This is a genomic window from Candidatus Neomarinimicrobiota bacterium (assembly GCA_022567655.1).
Taxonomy (GTDB): domain Bacteria; phylum Fidelibacterota; class SORT01; order SORT01; family SORT01; genus JADFGO01.
In genome coordinates this window covers 1-10,890 of record JADFGO010000071.1, presented here as the reverse complement: position 1 = coordinate 10,890, position 10,890 = coordinate 1, and the positions used below count along the sequence as shown (strand labels likewise).

Below are 10,890 nucleotides of genomic sequence, written 5' to 3'. Positions count from 1 at the left end.
CCGCGATGTAAGCCGGAGATTACTCTTACCATTTGTCAGGAGAGAGCTCTGCTGCCCGGATTGACCAATTTTAAGTAGAGCGACAGAGTCGAGACCGATTCGTCTTTGCCTAATATTGCCGCCCGTGAAACTTCATAAGCCGCATCGAGTTTCATCAGAGAATCAATGAACAGCACAATCGATTCATTGGCGCCCTCAACCGTTATTTCAACCGGAGTAATAGAGCTGCCGTTCCTCTTTGCTTCTTTTCCGGCATCAAATTTTTTGAGATTCAGTCCCGACTTCGCCAGGTTATCGGATATATTTTTCCTGAATTGTTTCAGGGCTAACACTCTGCGCTTTGAAGTGCCGGACGATGGAGTCACTCCTTTGAACTTTACGCTTCCATCGAACTGTGTTGAATAATTATAGCCGGTTGGAACTGTAGGCGATTGAAATCTTACCGCCCTCAGATTACTCATAGGCCATCTCTGACGTATACTCCTCAGGAGCAGAGCCGCGTCATCTCTTGAATTCAATCCGAGAGCGAGGGTTACACGGCTTGGCGAGACACTCAACTTCAGGTTTCCCGAACCTTTTTCTATTGACGCTACTATTCCTCTGAACACGTCAAGGATGATCCTGCCCTCTATGATTTGTCTTAACCCGTCCCCTGCCATAATCGGTGATTTTCGCTTTGCAGGCTGGCGTGATTTAACCTTTGGCGTACGCGGCGTTTGCTTCTCTGTGGCTTTAATTGGAGTCGAAAGCTTTTTTGGACTAGCTTTTTCAACCGGTTTGTCGGGTTTTGCCGCAGACGGTAACTCCATCGGAGTTTCATCCGCTATAACAATCTTCTTTTCCGGGTCGGTATCGGTACCGGTAAATTCCCATCCCTTTGTGTATAAAACATATGCCGAACCTGCGGCGGCAATTGCAAGGAAGATCAGCAGAACGGTTTTGAAACGCCCGCCTTTTTTACCCGCCTTTTCTTTTTTAGTAGGCGGCTCCGGTTCGTCGGGAGCAGCAGCCGTTCCTACAAAATCCTCGACAACGCCGGAGGGTTCTGCATCTGCCGTTTTTTCTTTTCTTAATAGATTTACTTTTACCATGCTTTCGCGATAGTTACGCTGTGCTCAATGTTCTGACAGCCATTCCGAGAGTTTCCGTAAATCTTGCGGGATTGTTCTTCAATAGAGTATTAGCGACGTCATCGCTAATTTCAAGAGTTGCGAAAGGATCAACCTGAATTATCTGTTCATCGTCCGCTTTCTCAATAAGAGGTTGCAGGAAATTGCCTTTTTCATTACCCGAATAGAAATAAAGCCTATCTACGTCTTTTAGCGGCAAGGTGATGCTTCCGGAGAAGAGGGAAGCCATTAATTCTTCTATACCGCCCTCCATGTCCGACCTGTCCAGTGTGAAAGTGTCGCCGCTTCCGTCACTCTGAAAAAGAACGCTTCCTGAAAATTCCCCGTTGTTTAGAAGCGTAAGCGCGCATTCTCCGTCGAGGTACCTCAGGACCGCTATATTGCCGGAGGAAGCCGCTTCATAAAGAAATAAAATTGAGTTGATTCCCGCTAATAGGTCGACGTCAAGTATTTCTAAAGGGACTTTTAAGGACGAACTCAATGATTCGAACAGCTCTATTGTATCTTTTTTCAGCGCCACAGACAGATACTTACTGAATTTCGGAACCTCCGTTGAAAGTGGATATAAGTCGACATAATAGTCGTCCGAGTAATCGCCGAACCTCTTGTTGGCTTCCCATAGGACAAATTCTTCTTTCTCATCCTCCGGCAGCCCCGAGTCCACGAGATGAACCTTGATTATAGATGAGCTCCGGTTCACAGCAAATGCTATAGAGCCCGGCTGCTCAGGCAATCCGTTGATCATCGGGTCAAGATAGGAAAGTATATTATCCACCGTTTGTTGATCATATCTAAGGTCCGTCCATCGTTCACCTGACGCTTCAACCTCATTTACGGCGAGCAATTTCGCAGAATCTCCAGCCTGATCGATCTCAACCGAACGAATTATATGTCCCTCAATGGTAATTCCCATACAGGGGAGTAGATCGTTTTGTTTCCCGCTCAATTTTATCGAACCTTCCTAATTAATAAACTATCTATTCATCGCCGAAGATCCAGGAACGGTCTCCGTCTTCTATGTAACCGTGAATAGAATCGACCATACTGAAAAATAGATATTTACGCTGATAATAGTCTTCTCTCAGCCAGCGCCTTGGAGTACCAAGCACTGCTTCGTTGATCCTATCCTTGAGATCACCGAGCGTAAACGAATAGGGTACGGTTCCATTTACTATCGGCAGCTGTTTTTCGGCTTTTCCCGTAGTATCGGGCTCTTCAAGCATCATCAATAAAATAAGGGCGTCTTCGTCGATTTCATACATTCTGTCGACCACCTCAATATTCGACGCTGTTATAAGCCTATCGTCTATAACCACTAATTCCGGCTTCCATTTTTCCTGTATAGCCGAAGCTTCTTTCAGCGTTCCAACACTGCGTATTTCATAGTTATCCTCGTTGATAACCTCCGAGTAAAGACTTCTGAGGGAATCATCCGGTTCAACCATCACAATCTTAAACGGATTCAACTCTTTCTTAATCGGACAGGCGATATATATCGTTCTGTTATTTTTGATGTCCACCCGATATCGTTCGTGCGCGAACGGACAGCTGAACAGCACTTCGGATATCGGCATCGTCATCAGGGTGTCGACTCTCGCAACCATATCACCTTGAGTGTCTATGTAATAAACGGAGGTATCGATCATTAAGGTTTCGGCTCCGAAAAATCCCGTGTCCGATTTAGCTGATTCCATTACAGCCCGGACAATAATCATCGCTTCCTCGGGTGAGTACGGAAATCTGTTGACAAGCCTGTAAAATTCTATTTCCAGCTCATAAAGGTTCTCCATCCGAACCTGGCACTCCTCCTTAAGCTCGACCTCATCGCTCCAGATTGACTGCGGAACGAATATGACCAACAATAAGAACACAGCCATGACGCCTATTACGGAGTCAAGATAATAAGACGTTCTTTTATCATACGGTTTAATCACGTCATACAGTTTAATCCGATCAAACAGTTTAATCACGCCATTAAGTTTAATCACAGCACCTCCGCAGTATAATTATTCCTCCGTTGAATTGTCCAAATTTCCCATGACGATAAATTTTTCTATCTTTGCAAATTTCTTGACGCCGATGCCCCTCACGGACAGGAGATCTTCAGCCCTCTCGAATGGACCCTCGTTATTTCTCCGGGTTAAGATTCGTTCTGCGATTACAGGACCTATGCCGGGAAGCAGTGTCAATGCATCAAATCCGGCTCTGTTGATTTCGATGGCCCGGAGGGAGCCGTCTTCGTTCAACCTGAATGTATCCACCTCTTCCGTGATCCGGGACTCGATCATCGCAGAGGTCTTTTTGAACCTCGCTATCTCTTTCAACATCAGCGGAACTGATTCCTCTAATCTCTCTTCGGCTATTCCGTCTCTGATATAATTTATGCCCATACCGATTATAAACGTAATCGCTAAAAATCCTATCGCAACAGATTCCTTATCCGTGAATAATTTTGTCTTAAACATTATCTGTTCTACATAAAATTAAGTGTAATTATTATGCCCTAAAGGTTCTCCGACATATTCTCAAAGGAGCCCTTGCCCACGGCTTCCGGCGGTTTGACTCCGTTAGTTCTTTCGAGCTTTTTGAACAACTCTCTTTGCGCTTCGGTGACTTTCGATGGTGTCCAGACCTGTATTCTCACCATCTGGTCTCCATTTCTTCCACCGCGCAGTTTTGGTAAACCTTTTCCGCGCATTCTCAAAAACCTTCCGGACTGCACACCCGGGGGAACTTTGAGTTTCGCTTTACCGGAGAGAGTCGGAATCTCAATTTCTGCTCCGAGAGCCGCCTGCGAAAACGTGATCTTCGCCTCGATAAAGAGATCCGCCTCGTCCCTCACGAAATGTTTGTGCTCTTTTTCCTGAATGAATACTATCAAATCTCCCTGAGGAGCGCCGTGTTCGCCGGCGTTTCCTTCACCGGCAAGGGTCAGATAGTTACCTGTCGATACACCCTTGGGAATCTTCACCTCTACGGTTTTGTTGACCCGTTTTCTTCCGGAGCCGCCGCAGCTCTTGCATAACCTGTCTATAATTTGCCCTTCGCCGTGGCAGTTTGGACAGGTTTGTACATTGATGAACTCTCCGAACAATGATCTGCTTACCTGCTTGACCTGACCCTGACCCTGGCAAACCGGACATGTTTTTCTGCTGCTCCCGGGCTCCGCTCCGTTCCCGTCACATCTCTCGCAATTCTCAAACCTTTTGATTTTTAGCTTTTTATCGACACCGGTAAGAATCTCTTCAAGAGTAACTTCGAGCGTGAGCTTGAGATTGCTGCCCCGCCTGACATTTCTTCTACCGCCCCTTTCAGAACCGAATATGTCACCGAAACCGCCGCCAAGTCCGCCGAATCCTTGTTCCATAAATGTCCGAAGAGCATCCGAAAGGTCGAAGGCGTCTCCGGCAAACGGATCGAATCCTCCACCCTTCACTCCCGCTTCGCCGAACTGATCATAACGGCCCCGTTTATCATCGTCGGTGAGGACGGAATAAGCGTGTGAGATCTCTTTAAAACTTTTCTCGGCTTCTTTATCACCGGGATTTCGATCCGGATGATACTTCATCGCTTTTTTCCGGTATGCTTTCTTTATCTCCTCGGCGGATGCGTTTCTCGCTACGCCAAGAGTATCGTAATAGTCTTTAGCCATCTGATCTTCTATTTACCTTAACCTTAGCAGGTCGTAATATCCTGTCGCCGTGTCTGAACCCCCGTTCGAACTCTTCAATCACGATGTTATTCCCCAGGGTTGAATCTTCCTCAACCATCATTGCATCATGATATTCGGGATCGAATTTCTCTCCTTTAGATTCAATAGGTGTTACCCCGTTATCCTCGAGTATCTTTTCAAATTTACTTTTTATCAGCTCAATTCCCTCTAATAACGAATCCGTATTGCTGTTCTCTTTCGCAGATTTGAGTGTCCTCTCGATATCATCCAATAGTGGAAGAAAGGAAGCAGTCGAGTAATCTCCCGCTCGCTTGATCGCACTCTCGGTCTCCCTCATGCTCCTTTTTTTGTAATTTTCATATTCAGCCGCCTGCCTTAATTGCCTGTCTTTTAATTCCTCTATCTCGGACCGGAGTTGTTGTAATTTGGTAGGAGTTTTTTTCCTCGGCTTTTTAGGCCTGCTATTCGATTTCTTCTTTATTTGTGTGTCCTTCGAACCGTTTTCAACTTCGCTGTTTACCAACTTTATCTACACCTCCCCTTATTCAATTCGACAAGGATTCTGTCAAAGTATTAGCTGCATGCACAACTATCGACATCGCCCTTCCATATTGCATCCGGGTAGGTCCGATTACCGCAAGAATTCCCGATTGATTTCCAAATTTGTACGGCGACGTAACAAAACTTAACTCGGAAACATCGGGATCTTCCTGCTCGTCTCCGATGATCACGTTCAATCCTTTCTCACTCGTTAATTCATGTATCTTCTTGATAAGACCCTTTTCATCCTCAAGAATGCTGAGCAGATTTCCCATTTTGGCGGGATCGGAAAATTCCGGTTTCGCCATAATGTTAGCCGAACCGCTGAATTTTACTTTTTCATTTTCGTTAAAATCAAAAACTCTGTCCGCCGAATCAATAAGCAGCCGTATGATCCCGGAGCCTTCCCCGGTGAAATCCCTGCACCTTTCATGTATAGTGCTCCTGATCTCCCGAAGCGAAAGACCCGATAATCTCTCGTTTAATCTCGCGCTGAGAGATTCAAGAGTCTCCGGTGGAATAGCCGATTCGATCTCCAGCACGATCGTCTTCGCAAATCCTTCTCTTAGCTGTAATACAACCATCAACGTTTGACTCGCTACCGAAAATAAATTTATTCTTGTTAACTCCCCCTCAAGTATCAGCGGCGCAATTGCTACGCCTAATTCCGACGTGAATTCCCCGAGCAGTCTGCTGGCGGTAGTCAAAAGAGATTCGATATCGACCGCGTAGGGCCGGAGCGACTCAACTATCCCGTCCTGTAGTTCAGGATCGAGCTCCTGTTCGGGCATGAGCAGATTGACGTAATATCTGTATCCTTTGCTCGTCGGAACTCTTCCGGCAGATGTATGCGGTTGAAACAGATACCCTTTTTCCTCTAATTCATTCATTTCGTGCCTGATCGTAGCCGGACTTATTCTAATGTTTTTTCTGCGTTTGATCGTCTTAGAACCGACCGGAGACGCCGATGCGATGAACTCGCCGATGATGGCAGTCAGGATATTTCTCTGTCTTCTGTTCAATTCGCTCATAATATTGGTCGCACCACCTCTATATAACCCCGAAAAATATAAATAAAAGGGGTATCAGTCAAGACAAAATAATGAGATATTCGGCTTTGAGCGAATTCAGCATGGGATGACCTTTGGAGTGCTCCAACGGAGTTCCTCGTGACCTTCGGCGGAATCTAAATTCTGAAAGGAGCCCGATTGAAGAAATGCAATGTTGTGCGAGTCAGGGCTTGCCCTGACCGCTCAATGACTTCGGAGTGCTCCAGCGGAGTTCCTTCTGAACATCAACTTCGTTGATGCAGCATTGACGCAGTCAATGCACTCCATATAAGCTCAAGTGTAGGGGCAGGTCTGCGACCTGCCTGTCTGGCATTATTCGGACAGACCCGACTAATATCAGGCAGGCGGGCCTGCCCGCTGATACGGGAGGGTTTCAAACCCTCCCCTACATATCCCATCGAAGATGGGATAAACCCCCTCCTTTTTAAGGAGGGGGCAGGGGGTGGTTTATCATAAAAAAGAGTCCTTTAATTCCCCTCTTATATACAAGAGATTTTGGTGCCCCTCCTGCCGCACCTACCCGATAAATCGCAGCTTACATTTTCTCTTTCAGGTAACGCCTGACAGAAAGGCTGCTGCTCATCCAGCCGAGGATTACCCCGAATACCAGCATCCCGGCATATATCTCGTTATTGACCTCTACCTTTTCAACAGGAATATATCCTTGTAGAAGCCGCCCGGCAATTATATAGCCCGCCTCAATAATACCGATGCCGATTACGCCCGCCGCAAACCCCTCAATCAACCCCTCAACGATGAACGGTCTTCGTATGAACCTGTCGGTAGCCCCGACAAGCCTCATCGTCCAGATGAGATCGCGCTTTGCGAATATCGTGAGTTTTATCGTGTAAGATGAGATCAAGACGGCCGCAAGCAGTACTATAACACCGATAACGGTTGAAAGCCCGATCAGTATATTGACATATCTATCCACGGAAACGAGCAGGCTCTTTCTGTAGCGGACTTCTTCTATCCCTTTCATTGATGCGATTCTGCTGGCTATATACGAGGCATCGACAGCCGTTCCGAATTCGGGAGAGAGCCTGACTATAAATGAGGATGGAAATGGGTTCGTTCCCACTATATCGACTACGTCCTCGCCGAACTCCTTCTTGAATTTACGCGCTGCCTGCGAAGGAGAAATGTAAATCACGTCCCTGACACCCTCTATCTTGCCTATCTCCCCGCCAAGCTGGATAATGATCTCATCGGGCGTATCCGATACCACAAATGTAGTGAGATCAAACTGAGAGCGTAAAAATTTGACGAATTTCTTTCCGTTCCATCCGACTACCGCCGACATTCCGACCATCGCTATCGAGAGGGATAAGATCAACACGGCGAGTAACGCTGCTCCTTTTATCCTGCGAAGTCCCTTTATCCCCTCGCTGACTGAAAAGAAAAAATTCACTCCGTGCTTTCCTGTTCCATAATCCCGTCGTTGAGCTTTATTATCCGGAAATCATTCCCTTCTATGAGATTATAGTCGTGCGTCGCCATTACAACCGCAGTCCCCTGCCTCTGTACTTTAATAAGCGACTCGAGTACCCCTTGCGATGTCTCCGGATCGAGGTTTCCAGTCGGCTCGTCGGCGAGAATCACGTACGGCTCGACCACCAATGCCCTCGCTATCGCAACCCTCTGCTGTTCTCCGCCCGAAAGATATTTCGGTAGATAGTTTCGCCGGTGCGTCAGATCAACCTGAGCAAGAGCCCTCATAGTGAGCTTCTTGACTTCCGCCCCTTTGTGCCCTGTCGCGCGTAGTGCGAACGCTATATTGTCATAAACGCTCCTGTCTTCCAACAGCCGAAAATCCTGAAATATCATTCCCACCTTGCGCCGCAAGAATGGAATCTGCTTACGCGTGATGGTTCCTGAATCGAACTCACCTACCGTCACCCTGCCTGAAGTAGGGGCAATATCCATGTACAGAAGTCTGAGGATAGTGGATTTTCCCGCGCCTGTCGGACCGGTAATACAAAGAAACTCACCCTTCGAGACGTCGAACGTTATCCCTTCGACGCCTGCCGTGTCCGAAAAGCGCGCTGAAACGTTGGCTAAACTAATCATAAATTAATTTCGGTATCAAGAGTTGAAATATATGTTACAGGGAATGAATAATCAACGCGGAGGTTAAACGGATTATTCCATTGGAGATGTACGGCAACTCAAGCCTTATATACGCCCCACGCAAGCAACACCCACCCTGCCAACAGCGCCAACCCTCCAAAAGGAGTCACCGCCCCCCATCCGCGCTGCCCTGTAAACGCCAGAACGTATAGGCTGCCGGAAAAGATCACTATCCCCGCAACGAAGAGCCAGCCGCTGAAGGTCAGCAGATTCGAGCCCCACTTCGTGGAAGCCCATGCGACCGTGACAAGTGCGAATACGTGGTACATTTGATATCGCACACCCGTTTCGAAAGTCTCTAACAGCTGCGGACTGATTTTATCCTTTAGCGCATGCGCTCCGAAGGCTCCGAGCGCCACACCGAGAAATCCGAACAGGGAAGCGATTATCAGAAACGTTTTAGTCATGAATTTATTCCGTTATTTTTCTGTTTATAAATGTCTGAACCTGTGTTCTCCGCTATAATTTACCCTTTCTCTGTGGCGCAGCCCCCGCCAACGGCGGTGCAGGCGTTCTGTCGATAAGCAGATCAACGCAGCCACCCTTCGACTCCGCTCAGGATGACTGCGCCACATACATATCCTCTCACCTGTCGTGTACCCACGACAGGATTCGAACCTGTGACCTACGGTTTAGGAAACCGTCAGAACTATTGCGATTCATCGGTTTAACAGGACTTGTGCCATATTTGTGCCAAAAATATTTCATTTCGTTCCTGAATTTATGGTTAAATGTGATTTTATTCAATGAAAAAGAGGTATACCCACCTGTTGATTGAGGTTGCGTTAATATCGGGGTGCGGAGATTAGTCGCTGCGGAAAAACATTCTCACATCAAAACTCAACAAAAAACCGACCCCCCATACACCCTGTCAGAAGAGGGCGAGTTGTTTATATATACTTGGCACTCACATTGTAACCGATTTTTTAAAAATGGTTTTATTGGCTATATCGTTTCATATCTTTTAGTGAGCTTTGTGTGGGCACATATTGGTCAACACTTTGATTGGTAATTAATAAATTACTCATTACTTATTACGATTAATATTGGAATATTTTAGGTTCCCGCATTATATTACAGCGCTAAACCTATTTCGATACAGACCACTTTGGACTTAAGCGACCATTTGACAACAGGGAACAGCGATTTGATTGATGATGTAAGAAGCAAAGGAATTATTACTGAATCTCAACTCTTCATGGGTCTTAAGTCAGAAGAAATTGCCGGCATCTTAGAGAATGCCTACGAAAAGGAATTTGAGACAAATCAAGTAATCATCAAAGAAGGGGATTCGTTAAAGGGATTGAGCATTATAATTGATGGTGAAACATCTATACAGAAAAAAAATAAGATGACTGGAAAAATAGTAGAACTAAAGATCAGGGGTGAAGGAGAATCACTCGGTGAGATGACACTGATTGATTCAGGCGCTGCATCAGTCACAGTGCGAGCAAAATCTGATGTAAAAATTGCGATCATCAATCTTAAATATTTGACTACGGCGTTCAAAGAAAACCCAAGGATGCGTGGGGATGTCGCAATCAACATCGCCAGAATATTAAGCAAACGCTTACGTCAAGCAACTGCGTATTCTGCCGCCAAAACGGGACTAAAACGGTATTAAATACGAGAATCTACTTCTACCGCCTCCAAGCCTGCCCGACACCGGTCAGGCGCGCAATCTCTTTACACACCCTCCCGAAATAGAATCGGGATAAACTTCCTCCGGAGGAGTTCCTTCGGAACACCCCTCTTATTAGAGGGGAATAATAGGAATTTTCTAATTAGAAAACCACCATTTGATCTTCTCATCCGTCGTACACCCTTTCTCTGTGGCGCAGCCATCGAACGATAGTGAGATGTCTGCGTTCTCTCGATAGCAGCTCAACGCAGTCATCCGGCTAAGCCGGATGACTGCGCCACATATATATCCTCTCATCCGGCGTGTACCCACGACAGGATTCGAACCTGTGACCTACGGTTTAGGAAACCGTCGCTCTATCCTACTGAGCTACGTGGGCTTAATAGAAAACTTATAAAAGTCAGGCTAATTTTACCAGTGAAATTATAGTATAGTCAAACGGGGTGTTCAAATATTGTGCGGTCAGGGCAAGCCCTAACCCGCACATGTATCCTCCTCCCTCGAGGGAGGTGGAAGTTTATCCCGAATCTGTTTCGGGAGAGGGTGTGATTTAACGAAGATCATGGGATAACACCCCTCCTCCGTCCCGACCCTTCGGGACGGATACTCCCCTCAAGGGGAGAGTTTAATGATCCCCCTCCTTTTTAAGGAGGGGGCAGGGGGTGGTTTCAGGCAATCAGGCGGAGCCAGCAGGGGCAAGGTTAG

General features: G+C 46.6%; 11 protein-coding genes and 2 tRNA genes. 1 reads left to right on the top strand and 12 read right to left on the bottom strand.

Annotated features, from left to right (window positions below; translation table 11 throughout):
* Positions 1 to 35: 35 nt before the first annotated feature.
* From IID12_07800 to IID12_07750, 11 genes are all read right to left on the bottom strand, one after another.
* The gene (locus IID12_07800; GenBank protein ID MCH8288991.1) at positions 36 to 1,091 is read right to left on the bottom strand and encodes a hypothetical protein; all 1,056 of its coding nucleotides are present in this window, start codon (positions 1,089 to 1,091) and stop codon (positions 36 to 38) included.
* Positions 1,092 to 1,104: 13 nt separating this feature from the next.
* Positions 1,105 to 2,076 (bottom strand): hypothetical protein, encoded by a 972-nt coding sequence (locus tag IID12_07795; protein ID MCH8288990.1) that lies wholly within the window; start codon positions 2,074 to 2,076, stop codon positions 1,105 to 1,107.
* 31 nt (positions 2,077 to 2,107) lie between these two features.
* Positions 2,108 to 3,118, bottom strand: coding sequence for a hypothetical protein (locus IID12_07790; protein MCH8288989.1), 1,011 nt, complete (start codon positions 3,116 to 3,118; stop codon positions 2,108 to 2,110).
* Positions 3,119 to 3,136: 18 nt separating this feature from the next.
* On the bottom strand, positions 3,137 to 3,595 hold the full coding sequence (locus tag IID12_07785; protein MCH8288988.1) for a helix-hairpin-helix domain-containing protein: 459 nt from the start codon (positions 3,593 to 3,595) through the stop codon (positions 3,137 to 3,139).
* Positions 3,596 to 3,633: 38 nt separating this feature from the next.
* Positions 3,634 to 4,782 carry a molecular chaperone DnaJ gene (gene dnaJ, locus IID12_07780; GenBank protein ID MCH8288987.1) on the bottom strand — a complete coding sequence of 383 codons (1,149 nt, stop codon included), beginning with the start codon at positions 4,780 to 4,782 and terminating at the stop codon, positions 3,634 to 3,636.
* The gene (grpE, locus tag IID12_07775; GenBank protein ID MCH8288986.1) at positions 4,775 to 5,326 is read right to left on the bottom strand and encodes a nucleotide exchange factor GrpE; all 552 of its coding nucleotides are present in this window, start codon (positions 5,324 to 5,326) and stop codon (positions 4,775 to 4,777) included. Before grpE ends, dnaJ begins: the two co-directional genes overlap by 8 nt.
* Positions 5,327 to 5,348: 22 nt before the next feature.
* The gene (hrcA, locus tag IID12_07770; protein MCH8288985.1) at positions 5,349 to 6,374 is read right to left on the bottom strand and encodes a heat-inducible transcription repressor HrcA; all 1,026 of its coding nucleotides are present in this window, start codon (positions 6,372 to 6,374) and stop codon (positions 5,349 to 5,351) included.
* 574 nt (positions 6,375 to 6,948) lie between these two features.
* Positions 6,949 to 7,824: an ABC transporter permease gene (locus tag IID12_07765; protein ID MCH8288984.1), complete on the bottom strand. Its 876-nt coding sequence runs from the start codon at positions 7,822 to 7,824 to the stop codon at positions 6,949 to 6,951.
* On the bottom strand, positions 7,821 to 8,483 hold the full coding sequence (locus IID12_07760) for an ATP-binding cassette domain-containing protein (GenBank protein ID MCH8288983.1): 663 nt from the start codon (positions 8,481 to 8,483) through the stop codon (positions 7,821 to 7,823). Before IID12_07760 ends, IID12_07765 begins: the two co-directional genes overlap by 4 nt.
* A gap of 98 nt (positions 8,484 to 8,581) precedes the next feature.
* Entirely contained in the window at positions 8,582 to 8,950 is a 369-nt protein-coding gene (locus IID12_07755) for a DUF423 domain-containing protein (GenBank protein MCH8288982.1), read from the bottom strand.
* 190 nt (positions 8,951 to 9,140) lie between these two features.
* Positions 9,141 to 9,210: transfer RNA gene (locus tag IID12_07750), tRNA-Arg, on the bottom strand.
* A 480-nt stretch (positions 9,211 to 9,690) separates the two neighbouring features.
* On the opposite strand from IID12_07750, the gene IID12_07745 reads away from it, so the two are divergent.
* Positions 9,691 to 10,167, top strand: a complete 477-nt coding sequence (locus IID12_07745) for a cyclic nucleotide-binding domain-containing protein (GenBank protein MCH8288981.1) — start codon at positions 9,691 to 9,693, stop codon at positions 10,165 to 10,167.
* A gap of 323 nt (positions 10,168 to 10,490) precedes the next feature.
* Here IID12_07745 and IID12_07740 read toward each other — a convergent pair.
* A tRNA-Arg gene (locus IID12_07740) sits at positions 10,491 to 10,564 on the bottom strand.
* Between the last annotated feature and the right edge of the window lie 326 nt (positions 10,565 to 10,890).

Bases quoted from the DNA above. Each gene is read 5' to 3' on its own strand.
- IID12_07785 (MCH8288988.1), bottom strand. From the start codon at position 3,595: ATGTTTAAGACAAAATTATTCACGGATAAGGAATCTGTTGCGATAGGA.
- hrcA (MCH8288985.1), bottom strand. From the start codon at position 6,374: ATGAGCGAATTGAACAGAAGACAGAGAAATATCCTGACTGCCATCATC.
- dnaJ (MCH8288987.1), bottom strand. From the start codon at position 4,782: ATGGCTAAAGACTATTACGATACTCTTGGCGTAGCGAGAAACGCATCC.
- IID12_07800 (MCH8288991.1), bottom strand. From the start codon at position 1,091: ATGGTAAAAGTAAATCTATTAAGAAAAGAAAAAACGGCAGATGCAGAA.
- IID12_07760 (MCH8288983.1), bottom strand. From the start codon at position 8,483: ATGATTAGTTTAGCCAACGTTTCAGCGCGCTTTTCGGACACGGCAGGC.
- IID12_07755 (MCH8288982.1), bottom strand. From the start codon at position 8,950: ATGACTAAAACGTTTCTGATAATCGCTTCCCTGTTCGGATTTCTCGGT.